Raw genomic sequence first — 22,865 nt, forward strand, 5'->3', positions numbered from 1 at the left:
GCACGACCCCATCCCGTGCCGAAGCCGGGAGGGATCGCAAGGCTCAGGTAGCCACTCGGGTCGCCACTCGGGTCGCCACTCAGGTCGCCGACTTTGTCGGGGTCGTCGTGCCCTGGTGGGGATCGGTACCGGCCGCAGGCTTGCCGCTGCTCGTGCCAGCCTCGACCCCGCCGCCATAGCTGCTGGCCGTCGTGCCCGTCGCGCTGCCCGAACTGCTGACACCGCTGACGCGGCTCTGGCCCTGCGGCTGCACCTGCCCGCGCTGACCGCCCTCTTCGCGCTGCACGCGCAACAGGTTCTGCACGTCCTTGACGCCGAACACATCGTCGGCGATATCCTCGATGCGGTACTTCTGGTTGCGGTCCGGCACGGTGCCCGTCAGCGTCACGACACCGCTCGAAACATTGACCTCCACGTCGTGGACGTCGAGGCGGCTGCTATGCGTGAGCCGTTCGCAGAGATCCTCGCGCACGCGTTCGTCGGAGCGTTGATAGCCCTTCGGTGGCACGCGCTGCGCACGCGCCACGGCCGAGCCACCAGCGCCTCCATAACCGCGATTCATTCCGCTGCGTTCGTTGGCGCCCGTGAACTGCTCGTAGGCGCGATCGTCGTCGCGGCCGTAATCGCCGCGGTAGCCGCCACTGTAGCCACCGCTGGTGCCGCCGCCCGAGCCACGGCCATAGGCGCTGCGCCGGCTTTCGCTGCCGTAGCCCTGCCCGTAGCCGCGTCCGTACCCCTGACCCGTGCGCTGCTGGCCGCGCTGTCCGCCCGTGCCCCACGTGCGGTCCTGCTCGAAACTGCTGCCATAGTCGCTACCATAGTCGCTACCGTAATCGCTGACACCGTACCCGCCACGATAGTGGGTGCGCATATCGGGCGACTCGCCACGGTTACGCTCCGGCCACTGACCCCCTTGCCCGCTTTCCCATCCGCCTTGCCGGCCTCGCTGGCCTTCCATGCCACGGCCACTCGTGCGCTGGCCGCCCTCATTCCACGCTTCGCGACCCTGACCCCATTCGTCCCGCAGGCTGCCGCGCTGGCTGCTCCATTCGCTGCCCTGGCCGCCGCTATGGCCCGACGAGCTCGCATAGCGCTGGCGCTGGTCTTCGCCCTGATGCCACTCGCCCCAACGCTGGCGCCCGTCTTCCCCACGCTCGCCGCGCTCACCGCGGCCCTGCGCTTCGTCGTACTGGCCGTAGCGGCCTTCGCCATAACCCTGCGTGCCGCGGCGATTCTGCTCCATGCGGCGCGCATCGCCGCCGTAGCCCGTGCGCTCGCCGTATGCATGTTCGAGCTCGTTGCCGTAACGTGCACCGGTATCCTCGCGCTGGCCCGTGTCCCAGTCAGACCCCGAGCCCTGCTGACGCGAACCGCCCTGCCAGTCGCTGCCGCTACCGGGCTGGCTCTGCGATAGCCATCCGCCGCTATCCTGCTGTTGCTGCCGTTGCCACGCGCTGCTGCCGCCTTGTTGGGGCGACTGTTGTTGGCGGCCCTCGCGCGACGATTCGTTGGTGTTGCGATCGTCATCGCGATCGCTGCCGTATCCACTACCGCGGTTGTTACCTTGGTTCATAAGAGTCTCCGGTGGTGACGTCGGTCGGAACATCCGTCCCGGTAGCGAACGCAAGTTCCATACCCCACGCCTCGGCGTTCCCCACGCGTCGTAGCGTCCTCAAACGCGCCCCCTTTTCCCTCCGCTGCCCCCCGCGTTTTTACATCTCCATATAAAACCTGCATGCCTTGCACGCCGCGCGCACACCTGTAGTCAGCGTCCTACATGCGTTTCAGGCATCGCCCTCGTGATCGCTCATGGGTGTGGCGCATATCGTGGAATCACTGCCAGCACGCATGTTCAACGAAATGAGGAGATCACCATGAAACGTACGCTCGCCACCACGGCTCTGGCCGTCAGCGCCCTGTTCTGCCTGCCGGCTCTTGCACAGCAGCAGCCCCCCTCGCGGACTTCCCCGATGCCGAGCAACCCGCCGGTGGAAGGGCCGGCCGCCAACCGCGGCACCAACGCCGGCATTCCGGGCAACCAGAACGACTCGACGAACATGACCATGCAGCAGCAACAGCGCGATACCCAAGGCAAGTCCAAAAATACGGGCGATCGCGCCAAGAAGCCTCGTCAGCAGGACGCACCGGCCTATTCCACCGCCGATGCGCCGTCGGGTCCCAAGGGCGATTCGCCCGATCCGGCACCGAAGAACAAGTAAGGACGAGCAAGCGACACCATCACCCCCGTAGCGTCGGCATCTTCATGTGCCGCTCCCTGGCCCGCCCCGCGCGGGCTTTTTTTCGTCTGGCATGTCTCGCCGCGGGCACACGGCACACGAATTGCTCCACACACATCGATGCCCACCCCATGGAGACGATATGAAGACAACCTGGGTCCTCGTCGCAGACGAGGCCATCGCACGCATCCTCGCGTACGGAAAGTCCAGAACGCTCGAACCGGTGGAAGAACTGACCGATCCCGATGCCCACGCCGATGGCGCCGAAATGCGCCGCGATGCGGTGGGACGACGTGCCGCGGGCGGGGGACAAGGCAGCGCGCCCGCCGGCGCCACGGCCTCCGCGAGCGACGACCAGATGCATCAGCACGCCGAAGTGTTCGCGCGGCGTGTGGCCGATGTTCTGGGCAAGGCACGGCAACAGGGACGCATGGATGCGCTGGTCATCGTCGCGCCGCCCCGCTTTCTGGGCCTGCTGCGCAAGGCATTGCCCAAGTCCGCCACCGACATCGTGCAGGCGGAGCTGGACAAGGACTTCGTGCACTTCACCAACGAAGACATTCGCTCTCGCCTTGGCGAATATCTGAAATAAATAAAAAGATCGTCTGCCGCGACAGGCAGGCGATCTTTGTCACCTACATTTAAAGTTCGCGAATCCGGAGACCCTCATGGACGCATTGAGTCACTCGCTGACGCGATTGAGCCGTCATGCACAGGCCTGCGCGGAGGCGCTCTCCGCGGCGGCGGCCGCGGCATCGGATCCGCAGGCGCGCGCCGTGCTCGCGCACCGCGCCAATATGCAGCGATGCGCGGCCGGAGAGCTCGCCACGCGTGCCTGCGCGTATCGCGACGCGACGCCCACGGAAGACGAGCCGTCGCCACGCCGACGCGATGTCGCGCTGACACCGCCCGCCGACAACAGCGAACTTGCGCGGCTACGTCATGCGGCCCAACAGGTAGGACGCGCGGCGGCCGCTTATGGCAGCGTGCTGCGCGAGCCGCTGCCCGACCCCGAGTTGCGATTGCTGCTGGCCCACTACTATCGCAGCGCAACGGAACTGCAGCGGCTGCTGGAGACGCGCGTGGCGGAGTTCAAAGCGGCACGTTCGTCAGGCCCTTCCACGGCTTCCACGGGTCAGTCTGGCAGCAACGCCCGTCGCGGCGCCCCGTCACCCGAACTTACGCACCGCTAGCCGTTCGCTACGGTCACGTTCGCTGCGGTCACGCCTGACGCTGGGCGGTCAGTTCCATCTGGGGCTGATACGGCCGGATGACGAGCGCCACGAAGTCTTCATCGGTGGGCGCGACCACGGCGTAGACGAGCCCCGACATCACCAGCGCCACGTCGGTGAGTTGCGCGGCGATGCGCGCCGCGATGAAATGCTGGAGCAGATCGGGATCCGCCGATTCGTCAACGGCACGCGCGGTCGTGGAAATCGTCTCCAGGCAATGCTCCACGGCCTGACACACCACGACGATCTCGTCGAGCGCATGACCGGTGTCCGCGGCGCGCACCAGCACCGATACGCCCCTGCTCGGCATCGCGCGATGCCAGCCCGCCTTCATCCGGAACTCGGGCAGATTGAGGCCCGCGCCATCCTTTTGCGCAATCGCGTTGAACTGCTGGACAAAGTCGCGTGGGCTGATCGACAGCGGCTGCTTCTCCACGGGCGTGGAGGACACCGCCACCGACGACGCGAGGCATAACGTGACGAAGATACTGGACAGATTCATCGCGCCGCTCCTTCGCCTCGTTCGCTTCGCCTGGTTCGATCCCTCGAATCGATCATAGGCCCCATTGCGCTTAAGTGGAAACCCTGATCGGCGTACCGCGGTCTATCTTGGATGAGGAAGACCCGCCATTCCGCGTGGCATGCAACTTGCCGCGTCGTCCTCAGATCCACGACAGCAGCGACAAAGGAGAGCGCCATGAGCAAGCATCGACGTCACGATCCCGCCACCGACGATACCGGAGCCAGCGATCCGGAAAGCATCCCGAGCACGCTCGACCCGCGCCTGGATACCGACGCGTTCGACCTCGAGGATGAACTCGACGAGATCGATCGCGAGAACCACGATCCCGTCGAGCAGGACAACCCCGAAGACGAGATCTTCGCGGACGTGCAGCGCGCCGCCGAGGCGATGCCCGCCGATACGCCGGCGGACCGCGCCGATCAGACCGACAAACGCATGGAGAGACCGCCGCGCCCCGACCTGGACCCCGACGACGAATAAACGCGCAAAGACAAAACGGCTCTCCGGTGAGGGCCGCCTGCGAACGACTGTACCAACGCCGTGTGTGGGGCAGCCCTATTCCGAGGCCAGCACACCATATGGCCGCACATGCAGCCGATTGACGACGTCCGACACGCCGAAGGTGTCATCGACGATGTCCTCGATCTCGTACTTCATGCGGCGGTCGGTGACGTGCCCCTCGAGCGTGACCACACCGGACTGGACCTCCACCGTGACCTCACTCACATCGAGGTGATCGCGGTGGGCGAGCCGTTCGCAAACGGCTTCGCGCAGGCGATCGTCGCTGCGCACGTAATTCTTGGGTCCCACACGCCGCATGCCCGCGCGACCCAGCGTGGGCCCCGCATACTGGCTGCGTGCCGCTTCCTCGTCCTCACATGTGTCGCGTGTGTCGCGTGTGTCGCGACGATAATCGGCGGGGCCTGCGTCCGCACGGCTTGCATACTGTCGCGACGCATAGCCGAGTTCCCACTCCTGGCGGCCGCCGCTGCCGGCGGCACCGGGCGCCGTACGACGCATGTCGCCCTGCGAGCGCGTGCCCGCGTGATAGCCGTCCTCGTAGCCGTTGCTGTAGGCACTGACATAGCCGCGCCCCTGCGGAGACTGTTGCCGCGGGTATTCGTCTTCGTGGCGTCCCGGGTAATACACCGTGCCCCCGCGACGCTGGGCAGTGGCTTCGTAACGCTGGCGTTCGCGATCGCCGACGCTGTCGAAGCTCTCGCGATGGTTACCGTATCGGTCACGGTTTGGGTTCGATCGGTTCATGGATCTGCTCCTCCTGTTAGCGGGATGAACAGTCATGAACGGCAAGTTTCGTACCGGCGCGCCACGCTATTCGCGGCGGCGCATGCGCCACCGGGACGCATGCAGTTTCTACACAGGTTGCGTGCAAACGCGTGACGCTACTTGCTTGCGGTCTGCACCGCGCCGCCCTCGCCCTCGTCCGTGATCAGCCGCAAACCGCTGGCGATCGCCGCAACGCCGGCAAAGCCCGCGCCCAGTGCCAGCGCGAGGGTCGGGCCATGATCGCCCGCGATACCGAACGACAGCGCCACGAGACCCGCGCCCGTCGCCTGGCCGAGCAGACGCGCGGTCGCGATCACGCCGCTGGCGCCACCCGCGCGCTCGCGCGGCGCGCTCGACATCAGCGCCTTGAGGTTCGGCGACTGGAAGAACCCGAAGCCGGCGCCGCAGATCGACATGCGAATGCCGATATCGAGCGCGCTGGCATCGGCCGGCATCATCGCCAGCGAGGCCATGCCCGCGCACATGACGGCCAGGCCCACGCCGCCGAGCAGCCCGGGCGGATATTTGTCGGACATGCGGCCCGCGATCGGCGCCATCAGCGCGACCACGGCCGACCACGGTGTCATCAGGAAGCCGGTTTCCACGGGGTTGCGGCCCAGTACATGCTCGAAGTAGAACGGCAGCGAGACGAACGCGAGACCCTGCGCCGCAAACGAGCAGATGGCCGTCAGCGTGGAGAGCGCGAACATGCGGCGCTTGAACAGATCGACGGGCAGCATCGGTGCCGGATGGCCGCGCTCGCGGCGCAGCATCAGCAACAGCGCCACCACGAACACCGCGGCCGCGATGGCCACGTGTTCCGTCGGCGCGCGCTGCACGCCCTCGCCAAGCGCGAAGATCAGCGAGGCGAACGTGATGACATTGAGAATGGCCGCGACCGGATCGAAGCCATGCGTGCTGCGCGGCGTCTGCGGCAGCGACTTCCAGGCGATGCTCATCGCGAGCAGGCCGATCGGCAGGTTGACCGCGAACAGCCATTGCCACGGGCCCATCGACAGAATGATGGACGCGACCGTCGGTCCGACCGCGAACGACACGCCTACCACCAGGGCATTGAGCCCAAGTCCGCGTCCCATGCGATGCGGCGGAAAAATGGCGCCGATCAGCGCCGCATTCACACTCATGACCGCCGCCGCGCCGATGCCCTGGAGCACGCGCGCCGCGGCAAGCGACGGCAGCGACCATGCCATCGCGCATACCACGGAGGAGAGGATGAACACCACGAGGCCGGCAAGATACACGCGCCGATGGCCGACCTTGCCGCCCAGCGCGGCGAACGGCAGCAGCGTCGCGACCATGGCGAGCTGGTAGGCGTTGATGATCCACACCGACGCCGCGGGCGTGGCATGGATATCGGCCGCAATCGCAGGCAGCGCGGTGTTGGCGATGGCGGTATCGAGCGTGGCCAGCGAGACCGCGATCATGATGGCCGCCATGCCGCGCTTCTCGCGCGCGGTCATCGGCTTGTCTTCGGGCGTGGGCGCGGGGGTGCTGGGGGGCGGGCTGGCGGTCGTCTGCACGATTTCAGGAGGCGTAGGCGGTGATGGGCACGGAAATCCGTTGTCGGGTCAACGATTCCCAAAACCGAACAATACGTGAAAAACCGCCGCCTTGCAGGGTGATCCCTACCCGTGACCCAAACCTCACGCTTTTTCCGCGAACTCCCGCGAAACCCAGTCCATAAACACCCGCACGCGCGGCGACAGCTGGCGGCTGCGCGGGTAGAGCAAGGAGACCGGCATCAGCGGCGGCGGGCACTGCGGCAGCAGCTCCACGAGTCCACCCTGCGCCAGTTCGGCCGCGACGCGATAGCGCGGCACCTGAATCATGCCGAGCCCAAGACGGCATGCGGCGGCAACGGTATCCGACCCGCTCATCGATACCGGCGCGGGCAGCATCAGCTCCCGCACCTGCCCGTTCTCCGTGAACTCGAGCGGCAGCACCCCGCCGGTCAGGCTCGACCGGAACCCGACCATGCGATGCGCCTCGAGCGCGTCGAGCGATGTCGGCAAGCCGAAGCGCGCCACGTAGTCGGGCGAGGCACATGTCACCTGCTCCAGCTGTGCCACGCGCCGCGCAATCATGTCGCTGTCCTGCGGCGTGCCCGCGCGCACCACGCAGTCGATCCCCTCGCGCACGAGATCGACGAGGCGGTCGCCCTCGCTCAGCTGCAGTTCGATGCCCGGAAAGCGTTCCAGAAAAGCCGGCAGACCCGGCAGCAGGAAATGCCGCGCGAGCTGGCCATGCACGTCCACACGGAGCACGCCCTTCGGCGTTGCGCCCGCGAAGCTGGACTCGGCCTCCTCGAAATCGGCAAGCAGGCGGCGGCAGCGCTGGAAATAGGCTTCGCCGTCGAGCGTGGCACTGACATGCCGCGTGGTCCGCTGCAGCAGGCGAACGCCGAGGCGCGCCTCCAGCTGCTTGATGGCATCGGTGACGGTCGACCGTGGCAGGTCGAGGTCCTGCGCGGCCGCGGTAAAGCTGCCGCGCTCGACGATGCGCACGAACACCCGCATGGTGTCGATTCGGTCCATGCCGTGTGAAGCCTTTCGATGCCTTACGCCACGGCGTGCATCAGTACCGCATCTGCACGTCGTCGACGCGGTTGGTGCGAATGTTGTAGAGGCAGGTGTAGCGGAACGACATGGCCTCGTCGCTCGCATCGGGCTCGAACGTGCCCTCGCCGTTGACGCCCGCCTGCGTGGCGGACTGCTGATAGATGCGCTCGCGGTCCGGCATCATCATCACGCTGCCCGGTTGCGGATAGCGTGTCTTGACGGCGCTGGCGACGACCTTCTCGCACGCGTTGCCGGCGGCCTCGAGCGTGGCGCGGCTCAGGCCGGCGCTGCCCGGCGGCGGCGTGATGGTGGTGGTCGATGGCGCAGGCAGCCGCTGCGGCTGCGCGGGCGCCGGGGTGTCGAAGAACGGCGTGGAGGTACAGGCGGCGAGCGTCGACAGCGTCAGCGTTGCGGCCAGGGTCCTCAGGCTTTGAGACTTAAGGTAGCGAGACATCTGGTCGTTCCAGGATCGTGGACGTAAGTCGCCCGACCCATCGACTCTATGCCAGAAATGCCTTTGGAGCAACCTGACGCCCGTTCGCAATGCGTTCAGGTGCCCGTCATATGCGTGGCCGCGGACGCAATGCGCGCGCGCGTGCGCTCGCTCGCGGCAGGGCCCGCCGCCACCACGTGACGGCCCATCTTGAGCTGCTCGCCACTCGCCGCATCGACGAGCACCGGATCGACGGCCTGCCCGGTCTCGCGATCCACGAGCTGCACACTCACGCCTTCGGGCGCGAAATACCGGTTACCCCATGCGAGCATCGCGAGCAGCACGGGACGGAAGTCGCGCCCGCATTGCGTCAGCACGTACTCGTAGCGCGGCGGACGCTCCGAGTATTGGCGCTTCTCGAGCAGCCCTTCTTCCACCAGCGCGTTGAGGCGGCGTGTGAGCATGTTCGGCGCGATATCGAGATTGCGCTGGAATTCGTCGAAGCGCGTCGTGCCGTAGAACGCGTCGCGCAGGATCAGAATGCTCCACCACTCGCCCACACGCTCGAGACTGCGGGCAATGGGACATTGCATATTTCGGAATGTCTTGCGTTGCATGATGTTTGCGCTCCCCTGCGCGTCACGAACGACGCGCGCCAATCGAAAAGTTATCCCCCGATGATACCTGCCTCGTCAATGCGCATCGGCGGATGGCATCTTCGGCGGTACGACTTTCTTCATGAACGGCACGACCAGCAGCGCCAGCGCGAAGCCGATCATGATCACGAAAAAGGCGTCGCTGAAGGTCTGCGTCAGCGCCTCGCGCAGCGTGAGCGCGGCCAGTTGCTTCCATGCCGCTGCCTGCGCGGCGACGGCATCGTAGCCCGCCGCGACGAAATTGCGCGCCACGCTATCCACCAGGCCCGTCATCGCCTCGTTGGTGCTGTTGAGGTGCTCGGCCAGCCGGAAATAATGGAGGTTCGTGCGGTCGTTGATGATCGTCGCGCAGGCCGCAATGCCGATGGCGCCACCGAGGTTACGCATCAGGTTGAACAGCCCCGACGCGAGCTTGAGCCGCTCCTGCGGCAGGCTGCCCAGCGTCAGGGTGACGATCGGTGCCACCGCGAACTGCTGCGCCGCGCCGCGCAGTGCCTGCGGCAGCAGCAACTCTTGCCAGCCCCAGTCATGCGTGATCGGCGTGAAGCACCACATCGACAGCCCGAACAGGCTCAGCCCCACCACGAGCAGGATGCGCAGATCGACGCGATTGCCCAGGTACGTGTACAGCGGAATGGACGCGACCTGGAACAGCCCCGTGGAAAACACCGCGAGGCCGATCTCCAGCGCGCTGAAGCCGCGCACACGGCCCAGGAACAGCGGCGTCAGATAGATCGTCGCGAAGATGCCGATGCCCGTGATGAACGACAGCAGACAGCCGATCGCGAACGTCCGCTCCTTCAATGCGCGCAGATCGACGACGGGGTTCGCATAGGACAGCGAGCGCCACAGGAAGGCCACCCCCGAGATACCGGCGATCCACGCCGTGGCGAGAATCGTGTCGTCGCCGAACCAGTCCCACCGTGGCCCCTCTTCCAGCGTGTATTCGAGGCAGCCGAGAAACGCGGCGAGCAGGATCATGCCGAGGTAGTCGGCGCCGCGCAGCAGCTTGAGGTCGGGCTTGTCGATCTTGACGAACATCGGCACCGCGACGGCCACGAAGATGCCGGGAATCAGGTTGATGAAGAACAGCCAGTGCCACGAGAAGTTGTCGGTGATCCAGCCCCCGACGGTCGGGCCCAGCGTAGGCGCGAGCGACGAGAGGCCGCCTACCGTGGCGGCCGCGATCACGCGCTGCGGCCCCGCGAAAAAGACGAACGCGGTGGTGAACACCATCGGGATCATCGAGCCGCCGAGAAAGCCCTGCAGCGCGCGGAACGCGATCATGCTCTGGATATTCCACGCAAGGCCGCACAGCATCGAAGCGACCGTGAAACCTGCCGCGGACGCGGCAAACAGCCACCGTGTCGACATCACGCGGGCGAGCCAGCCCGAGAGCGGGATGACGACGATCTCGGCAATCAGATAGGCGGTCTGCACCCAGACCGTTTCGTCGGTACCGGCCGAGAGTCCACCGCCGATATCGCGCAGCGATGCCGAGACGATCTGGATGTCCAGCAGCGCGATGAACATGCCCACGCACATCGTCGCGAACGCGAAGATCTTGGCGCCCGTGGAAAGCTCGCTGGCCGGGACGATCTGCCTGATCGGCGCCAGCGGGGGCTGCGGCTGGGCCGGCGGCTGCGCAACGACCGCGCTGCTCACGACTTCACCTTGGTATCGACCTCGGCCGTCACCGACAGGCCTGGACGGAGCAGGCCCAGTCGCGCATCGGCGTCATCGAGCAATACGCGCACGGGCACGCGCTGCACGATCTTCGTGAAGTTACCCGTGGCGTTCTCGGGCGGCAGCACGCTGAACTGCGCGCCCGTGGCGGGCGCCAGGCTGCCGAGATGTCCGTGGAAGACGCGGCCCGGCAATACGTCGGCGCGGATGGTCACGGGCATGCCCGGCTGCATATGCGCAAGCTGGCTTTCCTTGTAGTTGGCATCGATCCAGAGCCCCGCTGCCGGCACCACGGACATCAGTTGCGAACCGCTGGCCGCATACGCGCCGACGCGCGCGCGGCGGTTGCCGATGGTGCCGTCCACGGGGGCGCGCAGCTCGGTGTAGCCGACATTGAGGCGTGCGAGGTCGCGCTCCGCGATTGCCTGTGCGAGCGCGGCCTGCGCCTGCTGCTTCTGCGTGCCGATCACGTCGAGCTGGCGTTCCGCGGCGACCAGTGCCGCCTGCGCCTTCTGGCCGTTGGCCACCGATTGCTTGTAATCGGCGTCGGCCTTCTCCGAACTCTGCGTGGATACCGCCTGCTTGGCGACGAGGCTCGCGTAGCGGCGCTGATCGTCGCGTGCGCGCACGGTCTCCGCATCGGTGGCCGCAACGCCGGCACGGGCCTGGCCGATCACGGCCTGCTGCAGGCGCTGGTTGGCGTCGAGATTGGCCAGCAGCGCTTCCTGCGCGGCCACGGCGCCCTCTGCACGCGCAAGCACCGCGCGATAGTCGCGGTCGTCGATGCGCGCGAGCAGGTCGCCGGCGTGGACGGTCTGGTTGTCGGTCACCGCGACCTCGGTGATATAGCCGGCCACCTTGGTGCCGACGACCGTGACGTCGCCGCCGACATAGGCATCGTCGGTTTCCTCGATAAAGCGCCCCGCGGTCCACCAGTGCGCGCCGTAGGCGACGACGCCGGCACCGGCAATCGCGAGCGCGGCGATGGTCGCGAGGCGCTTGGCGCCGGGCCGGGCACGCGAGGCATTGGCGGAGTCCGAAGGGGCGCGCTCGGCGGCGGTGCTGGTCGTCATGGGTGGTGTCCTTCCTGCCGGATTGGGTGAAATGAAATTCGAGTTGCTATCAAGTCGAAAGTTAGTATAGAGTTGTTACTAGCACTATGCAAGTAACTAAATCGGATCGCCCATGAACCTGTCGTTGCATCCCGCCGCCATGTCCCTACGCGCCGCCTTGCTCGCCGCCGCGACGCTGTCGCTGGCCGGCTGCGCGGTCGGCCCCGACTATCGCAAGCCGGAGCTCGCCCCGTCCGCGGCCTACCCGCACGCCGACGTGCTCGCCGCGCGCGCCGCGGCCGCGCCCGCGCCGTCGCTCGACACGTGGTGGCTCGGCTTCGACGACCCCACGCTCACGCGTATCGTCCAGCGCGCGCTGAATCAGAACCTCGATCTGGCAGCCGCCGTCGCCCGCGTGGAACAGGCCCGCGCCGTGGCGCAGGAAGCCGGCGCGGCGCTGCTGCCGCAAGGCAGTTTCGACGCCAGCGTGGTCAAGCAGCGCCAGTCGCTGGTGAACCCGATCGGCAAGATCAGCAATGCCTTGCAGGGCGACCGCCGGAGCATCGCGCTCTATGACGTGGGCGCGGCCGCAAGCTGGGAGATCGACGTGGCCGGCGGCCTGCGGCGCGGTGCCGAAGCGGCCGGCGCGGAGGCCGAAGCCGCGGAAGCCGAGCACCTCGGCGTGCGCGTGACGGTGGCCGCCGAGGCCGCCGATGCCTATTTCCGCATTCGCGGCGCGCAACGACGCATTGCGATTGCCGAAGACCAGATCGCCACCAACGGACGGCTGCTCGAACTCGTCAGGCTGCGTCAACAGGACGGCCTGGCCGCGATACGCGAGGTCGCGCAGGCGGAAGCGCTGGTCGCACAGGCCCGCACCACGGTGCCCCCGTTGCGCATCGCGCTGCAGACCCAGCTGAACCGGCTCGATGTGCTGATGGGCGCCGAGCCCGGCACCTATGCACGCGAACTCGACTCGGACGGGTCGGTCGCGGCGACCACCGCGGTGGTGCCCGCCATTTCGGCCGCCGAGGGCCCCGTCGCGCTGCTGCGCCGCCGTCCCGACGTGATCGCCGCCGAGCGGCGCGTGGCCGCGGCCAACGCGCGAATCGGCGTGGCCACGGCCGAGTACTACCCAAAGGTGTCGATCTCCGGCTTGCTCGGGTTCGAAAGCCTGCAGGCCAACACGCTGTTTACGGCAAAGGCCTTTCAGCCGACCGCGGCCGCGGGCCTGCGCTGGCGGTTGTTCGATTTCGGGCGCGTGGACGCGGAGGTAAAGCAGGCAAAGGGCGCGAATGCCGAGGCACTGGCCAACTACCGCCAGTCGATGCTGCGCGCGACCGAAGACGTCGAGAACGCGATCGTCACGCTGACGCAACTGGAGAACCAGTCGAAGGAGCTTGGGACGGAAGTCGATGCGCACCTGCGGGCGCGCAATGCGTCGGAAGACGCGTACAAGGGGGGTGCGGTCAGCCTGTACGAGGTACTCGAGGAAGACCGGTTGCTATTGACGGCGCGCGACGAGCAGGCGCGGGTCGTGGCCGACAACGCTCGCGCGGCCGTCGCGACGTTCCGCGCGCTGGGCGGCGGTTGGTAATCGGGTACCGACTGGCCGGGAGCCACGCCCCCGGCCGAGGGCCTCGGCACCGATCAGGGCATGACCTTCCGCGCCTCGCCTGCCGCCTCCCGCGCGAGCACCGGCACCAACGCGGCTCCCGTATGGCTGGCCGCGTTGCGCGAGAGCGCCTCGGGGTCCGAGGCCCCCACGATCGTCCCGCCCCCCGCACCGCCCTCGGGCCCCAGATCGATGATCCAGTCCGCCTCGGCAATCACGTCGAGGTCGTGCTCGATCACCACCACGCTGTGGCCGCCATCGGTCAACCGGTGCAGCACGCGAATCAGCCGCGCCACGTCGGCCATATGGAGCCCCACCGTCGGTTCGTCGAGCACATACAGCGTATGCGGTGCCTTCTGCCCCCGGCGCGTGATGTCGTCCCGCACCTTCGACAGTTCGGTCACGAGCTTGATCCGCTGGGCCTCTCCGCCCGACAGCGTCGGTGAAGGCTGCCCCAGCGTCAGATAGCCGAGCCCCACGTCCTTCATCAGCTGCAGCGGATGCGAGATCTGCGTCAGCGCACCGAAGAACTCGACGGCCTCGTCGATTTCCATCGTAAGCACTTCGCCGATATTGCGGCCGCGCCAGGTCACGGCAAGCGTTTCCGGATTGAAGCGCTGGCCATGGCAGACGTCGCAAGGCACCTTCACATCGGGCAGGAAGCTCATGCCGATCGTGCGCACCCCCTGGCCCTCGCATGCCGGGCAACGTCCCTGCCCCGTATTGAACGAGAACCGCGAGGCCGTGTAGCCGCGCGCCTTGGCCTCGAGCGTTTCGGCAAACAGCTTGCGGATCGCGTCCCATACGCCGATATAGGTCGCGGGACACGAGCGCGGCGTCTTGCCGATCGGCGTCTGATCGACCTCGAGCACGCGATCGATCGACTCCCAGCCCGTAATGGCCTCGCAGCCATGCCAGGCATGCTCGACGCTCAGCGACCGCGTGGCCGTCGGCTTGCCCGCCTTCTCGGCCGCCGCGCGCGCCCGCCGCGTGGCCGGCGACGACATCACCGAACGCCCCACCGCATCGAGCAGGTTGGCCATCAGCACATCGCGCGCCAGCGTGGACTTGCCCGAGCCCGATACCCCGGTAATCGCCACGAGCCGCGACAGCGGAATCCGCGCCGTCACGTCCTTGAGGTTATGCAGATTCGCGCCCTGCACGGTCAGCCACTGTTCGGGCTCGGCCGGCTTGCCCGCGCGCGCCGGCCGTACGGTCCGCCGCGGCTGCAACGGATGCACGATCGGATGCGCGAGGAATTGCCCGGTCGTGGAATCGGGCGCCGCGGCCAGCGCCTCGGCACCACCCTGCGCGACCAGCGTGCCACCGCGCTTGCCCGCGCCCGGCCCGATATCGATGATGTGGTCGGCACGGCGGATCGTATCCTCGTCATGTTCGACCACCACGAGCGTATTGCCCTTGTCGCCGAGCTTGCGCAGCGCATCGAGCAGGATCTGGTTGTCGCGCGGATGCAGGCCGATGGTCGGCTCGTCCAGCACGTAGCAGACGCCCTGCAGATTGCTGCCCAGTTGCGCGGCCAGACGAATCCGCTGCGCCTCGCCGCCGGAAAGACTCGGCGCGGCGCGGTCGAGGCTCAGGTAGCCGAGGCCCACCTCTTCCAGGAACTGCAGCCGGCTGCCGATCTCGCTGACCACGTCGCGCGCGATTTCCGCATCGCGGCCCGTCAGGCGCAGGCCATCGACCCAGCGCCGCGTATCGGACACGGTCCATTGCGCCACGTCGGTAATCGGCTGCGTATCGAACGTGACCGCGCGCGATACCGGGTTCAGACGCGCGCCGCCGCAATCGGCGCACGGCGTATCGACCACGCCTTCGGGTTCCTGCTCCTCGGACGGCAGGCTCTGCTCGCGGCCGCGTTCGTCGCTGCTGCCCAGCACCGTGTCGTCATACACGGCACGCTGCTCGCGCGTCAGCGCCAGCCCCGTGCCGACGCACGTCGTGCACCAGCCATGCTTGCTGTTGTACGAGAACATGCGCGGATCGAGTTCGGGATAGCTCGTACCGCAGACCGGGCATGCGCGCCGCGTCGAGAACACCTTGGTATCGCCGACATGGCGCGTGCCCTTGCCGCCGTGCAGCGCATCGTGCAGCCCGTCGAGCGGCGCCAGCAGATGCATCACGCCCTTGCCGAGCTCCAGCGCCTGGCCCAGCAACGCGCGCAGCTGCGCCTCGTTGTCCGGCGAGATCACGAGGTCGCCCACGGGCAGCTCGATCGTATGTTCGCGGAACCGGTCCAGCCGGGGCCACGGGTCCACGGGCAGGAACTCTCCATCGACGCGCAGATGCGTGTTGCCACGCGCCTTCGCCCACTTGGCGAGGTCGGTATAGACGCCCTTGCGGTTGACCACGAGCGGCGCCAGCAGCCCCACATGCTGGCCGCGATGGTCGCGCAGCAGCTGCGCGGCGATCGACTCCGGGCTCTGCGACGTCACCGGCGCGCCGTCGTGCACGCAATGCTGGATGCCGAGCTTGACGTACAGCAGCCGCAGGAAGTGCCACACCTCGGACGTCGTCGCGACGGTACTCTTGCGCCCGCCGCGCGACAGCCGCTGCTCGATGGCCACGGTCGGCGGAATGCCGTACACCGCATCGACCTCGGGCCGGCCCGCCGGCTGCACGATGGACCGCGCATAGGCGTTGAGGGATTCCAGATAGCGCCGCTGTCCTTCATGGAACAGGATGTCGAACGCCAGCGTCGATTTGCCGGAGCCGGACACGCCGGTAATCACGTTGAACTTGCCGTGCGGAATATCGACGTTGAGCGCCTTGAGGTTGTGCTCGTGCGCATTGACGATGCGCACGACGTTCTCGCCCTCCACGGCGCGCCGCGCGCGGGCGGCCTGCAACGCCGTTTGCAACGGTTTGCCCTGCGCGTCCGCTGCCTCCGCGCGTTCCGCCGCGAGCGTTCCGGATTCGCCGAGCGCCGCGTCATAGTGGATCAGCGCCTGTCCCGTATGCGATGCCTCGCAGCGCTTGACGTCCTCGGGTGTCCCCACGCACACGACCTCGCCACCGGCATCGCCGCCCTCGGGACCGAGGTCGATCAGCCAGTCCGCCGCGCGAATCACGTCGAGGTTGTGCTCGATCACGATCAGCGAATGGCCGCCGTCGAGCAGCTCGCCGAACGCGCCCATCAGCTTGGCAATGTCCTCGAAATGCAAACCCGTGGTCGGCTCGTCGAACATGAACAGCCGCTTCGGCACCTTGGGCTGCTTCGTCACGCGCCCGCCACGGCCGGCCGGCGCCGCCTGCGCGGTTTCCGCGAGGAAGCCCGCGAGCTTGAGGCGCTGCGCCTCGCCGCCCGAGAGCGTCGGCACGGGCTGGCCCAGCTTGACGTACTCGAGGCCCACGTCGGCGATCGGTTTGAGCACGCGCAGGACGGCCGGATCTCCCGCGAACAGCGCGGTGGCCTCGCTCACGGTCAACTCCAGCACGTCGGCCACGCTCAGCGCGCGCGCGGGTTCGTTCCAGATGGCGCGGTTGATCTTGACCTCGAGGACCTCGGGGCGATACCGCGTGCCGTCGCAATCGGGGCAGCGCAGGTAAACGTCGCTCAGGAACTGCATTTCCACGTGCTCGAACCCTGAGCCGCCGCAGGTCGGGCAACGGCCGTCGCCCGAGTTGAAGCTGAACGTGCCCGCGGTGTACCCGCGCTGCAGCGCCAGCGGCGCCTTGGCGAACAGCTTGCGGATCTCGTCGAACGCGCCCACGTAGCTGGCCGGATTCGAGCGCGCGGTCTTGCCGATCGGCGACTGATCGACGAACACCACGTCATCGACCTGGTCCGCGCCGGTCAGCGCGCGGTGCGCGCCCGGCGACTCCGTGGCCTTGCCGAAATGGCGCGCCATCGCGGGATACAGCACGTCCTGCAGCAGCGTCGATTTGCCCGAGCCGGACACGCCCGTCACACAGACCAGCCGCTCCAGCGGGATCTCGACCGTGACGTCGCGCAGATTGTGTTCCGTCGCGCCTTCCAGCACGATGCGCGGCGTCTTGCCATCCACCGGACGCGGCTGCCAGCTCGAAGCGTCGGCCACGCGCCGGCGGCCGCCGAGGTAGTCGCCGGTCAGCGTGCGTTCCTTGCGGATGGCCTCGGGCGTGCCGTCGAAAATAATCGAGCCGCCGCGCTCGCCGGGTCCCGGCCCCATGTCGATCAGGCGATCGGCCGCGAGCATCACGGACGGATCGTGTTCGACCACCACGAGCGTATTGCCCGCGTCGCGGAGCCGGTGCATGGCCTCCACGATGCGGTTCAGATCGCGCGGATGCAGCCCGATGCTCGGCTCGTCGAGCACGAACAGCGTATTGACGAGCGAGGTGCCGAGCGCCGTGGTCAGGTTGATCCGCTGGACCTCGCCGCCGGACAGCGTGCGGCTCTGGCGATCGAGCGTCAGATAGCCGAGGCCGACGTCGCAGAGGTACTTGAGCCGCGTGCGGACTTCCGCCAGCAGCAGCTTGAGCGCGTCGTCGAGCAGCGTGCTCGGCAGCGTCAGGTCGTCGAAGAACCGGCGGATGCGCGCAATCGGCGTCAGCATCAGGTCGTGCACGGTCAGGCCCGGCAGCGACTCCAGCTGGCTGCGGTCCCAGTCCACGCCGCGCGGCAGAAAACGGTCGGCCGGCGGCAGCACGGCATCGGCATTGGTCTTCGAGCCCAGGCGCCAGAGCATCGACTCGGTCTTGAGCCGCGCGCCGCCGCAGGTCTCGCACGGCGTGTAGCTGCGGTACTTCGACAGCAGCACGCGAATATGCATCTTGTAGGCCTTCGACTCCAGATAGTCGAAGAACCGCATCACGCCGTACCACTGCTTGTTCCACTGGCCGTTCCAGTCCGGCGAGCCGTGGATGACCCAGTGCTTCTCGGCATCGGTCAGCTGGCTCCAGGCCACGTCGCGCGGAATGCCGGCCTTGGCCGCGTAGCGCATCAGGTCGTCCTGGCACTCCTTCCACGCGGGCGTCTGCATCGGCTTGATGGCGCCGTCGCGCAGCGACTTGCGCGCATCGGGAATGACCAGGCCCAGATCGACGCCGATCACGCGGCCGAAGCCGCGGCAGGTCTCGCACGCGCCGTAGGCCGAGTTGAACGAGAACAGCGCGGGCTGCGGGTCGGCGTAACGGATGTCGCTTTCGGGGCTATGCAGGCCGGTCGAGAACCGCCAGACCGGGCCGTCGCCATCGTCCGTGACCACCTGCACGCTCACGCGCCCGGCGCCGCGCTTGAGCGAGGCCTCGATGGCTTCCACCGCGCGTGCGCGGTCCACGTTGCCGATGCGGAACCGGTCCGCCACCACGTCGAGCATCTTGCGCGCGCCGGTCGGGGACGCGACGATGCGCTGGCCATGCACGCGGGTATAGCCGCTTACGGACAGCCACTGCTGGACTTCCTCTTCCGTGGCCGACTCGAGGAGTTCCACCGGGAACGTGACCACGAGCCGCGCGTCGTGGAACGGCTGGCCTTCGGCCGTGCGGGCCACCAGTTCCTCGTAAATCGTCTCCGGCGAGTCGTGGCGCACGGGCAGCGCCGTCTGGCGGTCGAACAGTTCCGACGCCCGCGCGTAGAGCAGCTTCAGGTGGTCGTTGAGCTCGGTCATCGTGCCGACCGTGGAGCGCGAACTGCGTACGGGGTTGGTCTGGTCGATCGCGATCGCCGGCGGGACGCCATCGACCTTGTCCACCTGCGGGCGGTCCATGCGGTCGAGGAACTGGCGCGCATAGGCGCTGAAGGTCTCCACGTAGCGGCGCTGGCCTTCGGCGTACAGCGTGTCGAACACGAGGCTCGACTTGCCCGAGCCCGACGGACCGGTTACCACGGTCATCTGGCCCGTGTGGAGGTCAAGATCGATGTTCTTGAGATTGTGCTGACGTGCGCCGCGGATGCGAATGGTACCGCCGAGGGGACCGCCGGTGTGATCGGATTCTGCCAATTTATCCACCAATTCAACTGGTTAAGATGAATTTCTGAAGTTATTTCTACGAATATTGCAAGGGCTTTCGGGTCGCGGGCGTGCCGGACGGGGCCGAAGGCATCCCGCCACTATACTGTATGTTCATACAGTTATCACAAGGCCGGTCGCGCCCGTACCCCGCGAGCCTTGAGTGCGCAACAATCCTGTTGCATCATCCGGTCGACCATGAAAATCCCGCCTCTGCTGCAGCGTCCTGCCACGTTATTCGCCCTGTTCGCCCTGCTGGTGGCGGGGCTTTGGTGGTGGCTGCTGCGGCCGACCGAAATCGTCGATACGGTTCCGGTCACGCGGGGCGACATCGAATCCAGCGTGACCGCGCTGGGGATCCTGCAGCCGCGCAGCTATGTCGATGTGGGCGCGCAGGCGTCCGGAGCGATCCGGCGCATCCACGTGCAGCCCGGCGACGCCGTGACCAGGGGGCAACTGCTCGTCGAGATCGATCCCTCCGTGCAGCAGGCGCGTGTGGATGCCACGCGCGCGACGCTGGCGAGCCTGCGGGCGCAGCTGGCCGAGCAGTATGCGCAGCGCGATCTTGCGCGCCAGCAGGCCGAGCGGCAGCGCAGCATGGCGCGTGATGGCTCTACCCGCGACGAGGATGTGCAGACGGCCGAGGCCGCATTGCGGGTGGCGCTGGCCCGGATCGACAATCTGCGCGCGCAGATCGACGGCGCGTCGTCGCAGCTCAAGGGCGACGAGGCGCAGCTGGGTTATACGCGGATCTTTGCGCCGATTGCCGGCACGGTCGTCACGCTCGATGCGCGGGAGGGGCAGACGCTCAATGCCACGTACCAGACGCCGACCATCCTGCGCATTGCGGACCTGTCCGCGATGACGGTCTGGACCGAAGTGTCGGAGGCCGATGTGCGGCGGGTGCGGCCCGGGATGAGCGTGTATTTCACGACGCTCGGGGTGCAGGATGGCGAGGGTGCCGCGCGGCGGTGGACGGGCAAGGTCCGGCAGATCCTGCCGGCGCCGCCGACGCCTGCGGGTCCGGCACCGGCTGCCGGCGCGGCAGCGGCGGCGTCTCCCGCGGGCAAGGTCGTGCTGTATACGGTGCTGTTCGACGTCGATAACGGGGACCGCGCGCTGATGCCGCAGATGAGCGCGCAGGTGTTCTTCGTCGCCGCGAGCGTGAGCAATGTGCTCGTGGCACCGTTGCCCGCGCTGCAGCCCGTGAACGGGCAGCCGGGGCGCTATACGGCGCGCGTGCTCGGCGCGGACGGCAGGATCGCCGACCGCCAGGTGGCCACAGGCGTGCGCGACCGGCTCAGCGCGGAGGTGGTGTCGGGACTGAAGGAAGGCGAAAGGCTCGTGACCGGCGTACGCTATGAGCGGATGGCGGATGGGAGATTCCGATGGTAGACGGGGTGGCGCGCGACTGGATGGACCCGCCCGGCGAGCGCCGGCGCGGCCCCACTCGCGCCGCCGAGACCGGCGGGACCGGCGGGGCCGGCGGGGCAAAACGCGGGCCGATCGCGTCGCCCGACGCGCTGGCCGAGCACGATGCCACGGTGGACACGGACACCGCGCGCGATGCGGTCGTGGGTGCGGATGCCGACAGATCAGCCGGCGCGGCGAACCGGAGCGACGCGCCCATCGCCGCGCCCCTGATCTCGCTCCGGAATGTCCGCCGCGCATACCCAGGCACCGACGCCGGCCCCGCCACCGACGTGCTGCGCGGCATCTCCCTCGATATCGCCGCCGGCGAGTTCGTCGCCATCGTCGGCGCCTCGGGCTCCGGCAAGTCCACGCTCATGCATATCCTCGGCTGCCTCGACCGGCCGACCGCCGGGCATTATCGCTTCGCGGGCCACGATATCGCCGACCTCGGCCCCGACGAACTCGCCTGGCTGCGGCGCGAGGCGTTCGGTTTTGTCTTCCAGGGCTACCACCTCGTCCGTTCCCTCGACGCCCAGCGCAATGTCGAAATGCCGGCCGTCTACGCCGGCGCGGGCCTCGCCGAACGCGAGCGCCGCGCCTCGGCCTTGCTCGCGCAACTCGGCCTCACAGACCGCGCCACATTCCGCCCCGGCCAGTTGTCCGGCGGCCAGCAGCAACGCGTCTCGATCGCGCGCGCCCTCATGAACGGCGGCCACGTCATCCTCGCCGACGAGCCGACCGGCGCGCTCGACAGCCGCAGCGGCGCCGAAGTCGTCGCGCTACTGCGCGAACTCGCCGACGCCGGCCATACCGTCATCCTGATCACGCACGACCGCGCCGTGGCCGCGCAGGCCCGCCGCATCGTCGAAATCCGCGACGGCCAGATCGTCTCCGACAGCGGTGCCCGCGGCCCGCGGGACAAGCCCGACCCCACCCCGCGCACGACAATGCCCGCCTCCCTCGACCCGCGCCGCTTCCGCGCGGCCATGGCGGCCGGCATCGCCCATACCGCGCGGCCCTGGACCGATATGCGCGAAGCCTTCGCGGCCGCATGGACCGTGATGTGGACCAACCGCTTCCGCACCGCCCTCACGCTGCTCGGCATCATCATCGGCGTGGCATCGGTCATCGTGATGCTGGCCATCGGCGCGGGCACGCAGGAAAAAGTCATCGCCAAGATCGCAAGCTTCGGCACCAACCGCCTGTACGTCGTGCCCGGCGGCGATGCCTCGCGCGGTCCCGGCGGCGTGCTGACCGAAGCCGATGTCCGCACCATCCGGCAACTGCCCCATGTGGCGAGCGCCACGCCGATCCTGCGCAACAAGGTCACGCTCAGGGCAGGCAATGTCGACTCGTTCGTCAACGCCATGGCCGTCACCACCGACGCACGGCGCGCGCTCAACTGGAACGTCTCGCGCGGGTTGTTCTTCACCGATCAGGACGAGCGCAACCTGGCCACGGTGATCCTGCTCGGCAAGAAGACGCGCGAGCGGATGTTCGGCGATGCCAGTCCGCTCGGCGCATATGTGCTCGTCAATAACGTGCCGTTCCAGGTGATCGGCGAACTCGAGGAGAAAGGCGCCACGTCGGGCGATGCCGACGATGACGACGTGGTGCTGATTCCGTATGCCACGGGGGCGCGCCGCGTACTGGGCACGATGAACCTGAACTGGATCACGGTGCTCGTGGACGATATCGACAACGCCGAAGGCGTGACCAAACAGATCGGCGATGCGCTCGAAGCCACGCATCGCGTGCGGGACTTCCGCGTCTACAACCGCGCCGCCTCGCTGCGGGCGCAGACCGAGACGCAGCAGACGATGACGATCATGCTGGGGCTCGTGGCCGCGATTTCGCTGGTGGTCGGTGGCATCGGCGTAATGAACATCATGCTCGTGACGGTCAAGGAGCGGACGCGCGAAATCGGCATACGCATGGCCGCCGGCGCCCGGCAGCGCGATATCCAGCGGCAGTTCCTGACCGAGGCCATCACCGTGACGCTCGTCGGCGGGCTGGCCGGCGTGCTGATTGGCGTGGTGATCGGGCTCACGCTGCTGCATTGGGAAGTGCCCGTGATCTTCTCCGCGCGCGCGATGCTCGGCGCGTTCGCATGCGCGCTGTTTACGGGGCTCGTATTCGGCTTTATGCCCGCGCGGCAGGCGGCACGGCTGGATCCGGTCACCGCACTGGCGAGCGATTGA

Annotated in this window: 17 protein-coding genes; 7 read left to right on the top strand and 10 right to left on the bottom strand. The window is 67.8% G+C overall.

Annotation, left to right across the window (positions count from 1 at the left end; all coding sequences use genetic code 11):
* Nucleotides 1–79: 79 nt before the first annotated feature.
* Nucleotides 80–1,573 carry a BON domain-containing protein gene (locus AAHB16_RS04530; protein WP_342050214.1) on the bottom strand — a complete coding sequence of 498 codons (1,494 nt, stop codon included), beginning with the start codon at nt 1,571–1,573 and terminating at the stop codon, nt 80–82.
* A gap of 301 nt (nt 1,574–1,874) precedes the next feature.
* Between AAHB16_RS04530 and AAHB16_RS04535 the strand changes: the two genes are divergently transcribed.
* The 3 genes from AAHB16_RS04535 (at nt 1,875) to AAHB16_RS04545 (ending at nt 3,430) form a co-directional block, all read left to right on the top strand.
* Nucleotides 1,875–2,219, top strand: coding sequence for a hypothetical protein (locus AAHB16_RS04535; RefSeq protein ID WP_342050215.1), 345 nt, complete (start codon nt 1,875–1,877; stop codon nt 2,217–2,219).
* Nucleotides 2,220–2,379: 160 nt separating this feature from the next.
* A complete protein-coding gene (locus AAHB16_RS04540; RefSeq protein WP_342050216.1) occupies nt 2,380–2,829 on the top strand; it encodes a host attachment protein in 450 nt (149 codons plus the stop codon).
* 76 nt (nt 2,830–2,905) lie between these two features.
* Nucleotides 2,906–3,430 carry a hypothetical protein gene (locus tag AAHB16_RS04545; RefSeq protein ID WP_342050217.1) on the top strand — a complete coding sequence of 175 codons (525 nt, stop codon included), beginning with the start codon at nt 2,906–2,908 and terminating at the stop codon, nt 3,428–3,430.
* 28 nt (nt 3,431–3,458) lie between these two features.
* Here the strand turns inward: AAHB16_RS04545 and AAHB16_RS04550 are convergent, their stop codons facing one another.
* Nucleotides 3,459–3,971: a malto-oligosyltrehalose synthase gene (locus tag AAHB16_RS04550; RefSeq protein ID WP_342050218.1), complete on the bottom strand. Its 513-nt coding sequence runs from the start codon at nt 3,969–3,971 to the stop codon at nt 3,459–3,461.
* 195 nt (nt 3,972–4,166) lie between these two features.
* On the opposite strand from AAHB16_RS04550, the gene AAHB16_RS04555 reads away from it, so the two are divergent.
* A complete protein-coding gene (locus tag AAHB16_RS04555) occupies nt 4,167–4,472 on the top strand; it encodes a hypothetical protein (protein WP_150374583.1) in 306 nt (101 codons plus the stop codon).
* A 75-nt stretch (nt 4,473–4,547) separates the two neighbouring features.
* On the opposite strand, the gene AAHB16_RS04560 is transcribed toward AAHB16_RS04555, so the two are convergent.
* The 7 genes from AAHB16_RS04560 to AAHB16_RS04590 form a co-directional block, all read right to left on the bottom strand.
* The gene (locus AAHB16_RS04560; protein WP_342050219.1) at nt 4,548–5,258 is read right to left on the bottom strand and encodes a BON domain-containing protein; all 711 of its coding nucleotides are present in this window, start codon (nt 5,256–5,258) and stop codon (nt 4,548–4,550) included.
* Nucleotides 5,259–5,395: 137 nt separating this feature from the next.
* The gene (locus tag AAHB16_RS04565; RefSeq protein WP_150374584.1) at nt 5,396–6,760 is read right to left on the bottom strand and encodes an MFS transporter; all 1,365 of its coding nucleotides are present in this window, start codon (nt 6,758–6,760) and stop codon (nt 5,396–5,398) included.
* Nucleotides 6,761–6,943: 183 nt separating this feature from the next.
* On the bottom strand, nt 6,944–7,834 hold the full coding sequence (locus AAHB16_RS04570; protein ID WP_342050220.1) for a LysR family transcriptional regulator: 891 nt from the start codon (nt 7,832–7,834) through the stop codon (nt 6,944–6,946).
* A 40-nt stretch (nt 7,835–7,874) separates the two neighbouring features.
* Nucleotides 7,875–8,312: a short-chain fatty acid transporter gene (locus AAHB16_RS04575; protein WP_150374586.1), complete on the bottom strand. Its 438-nt coding sequence runs from the start codon at nt 8,310–8,312 to the stop codon at nt 7,875–7,877.
* 95 nt (nt 8,313–8,407) lie between these two features.
* A complete protein-coding gene (locus tag AAHB16_RS04580) occupies nt 8,408–8,884 on the bottom strand; it encodes a winged helix-turn-helix transcriptional regulator (RefSeq protein WP_446718062.1) in 477 nt (158 codons plus the stop codon).
* A gap of 99 nt (nt 8,885–8,983) precedes the next feature.
* Nucleotides 8,984–10,492 (bottom strand): DHA2 family efflux MFS transporter permease subunit, encoded by a 1,509-nt coding sequence (locus tag AAHB16_RS04585; RefSeq protein ID WP_411859894.1) that lies wholly within the window; start codon nt 10,490–10,492, stop codon nt 8,984–8,986.
* A 116-nt stretch (nt 10,493–10,608) separates the two neighbouring features.
* The gene (locus tag AAHB16_RS04590; protein WP_150374589.1) at nt 10,609–11,706 is read right to left on the bottom strand and encodes an HlyD family secretion protein; all 1,098 of its coding nucleotides are present in this window, start codon (nt 11,704–11,706) and stop codon (nt 10,609–10,611) included.
* Between the two features lie 112 nt (nt 11,707–11,818).
* Here AAHB16_RS04590 and AAHB16_RS04595 point away from each other — a divergent pair, with 112 nt between their 5' ends.
* Entirely contained in the window at nt 11,819–13,282 is a 1,464-nt protein-coding gene (locus AAHB16_RS04595) for an efflux transporter outer membrane subunit (RefSeq protein WP_342050221.1), read from the top strand.
* A 53-nt stretch (nt 13,283–13,335) separates the two neighbouring features.
* On the opposite strand, the gene uvrA is transcribed toward AAHB16_RS04595, so the two are convergent.
* Nucleotides 13,336–19,242 carry an excinuclease ABC subunit UvrA gene (gene uvrA / locus AAHB16_RS04600; protein ID WP_342050222.1) on the bottom strand — a complete coding sequence of 1,969 codons (5,907 nt, stop codon included), beginning with the start codon at nt 19,240–19,242 and terminating at the stop codon, nt 13,336–13,338.
* A 207-nt stretch (nt 19,243–19,449) separates the two neighbouring features.
* On the opposite strand from uvrA, the gene AAHB16_RS04605 reads away from it, so the two are divergent.
* Together AAHB16_RS04605 and AAHB16_RS04610 are read left to right on the top strand one after the other, a co-directional pair.
* Complete coding sequence (locus AAHB16_RS04605; protein ID WP_150374591.1) at nt 19,450–20,646, top strand: efflux RND transporter periplasmic adaptor subunit; 1,197 nt, start codon at nt 19,450–19,452, stop codon at nt 20,644–20,646.
* Nucleotides 20,640–22,865: a MacB family efflux pump subunit gene (locus AAHB16_RS04610; RefSeq protein ID WP_342050223.1), complete on the top strand. Its 2,226-nt coding sequence runs from the start codon at nt 20,640–20,642 to the stop codon at nt 22,863–22,865. The genes AAHB16_RS04605 and AAHB16_RS04610 overlap by 7 nt, the downstream gene beginning before the upstream one ends.

It is taken from the genome of Cupriavidus sp. OTU4054, assembly GCF_038440175.1.
In the GTDB taxonomy this organism is placed as follows: Bacteria; Pseudomonadota; Gammaproteobacteria; order Burkholderiales; family Burkholderiaceae; genus Cupriavidus; species Cupriavidus pauculus_D.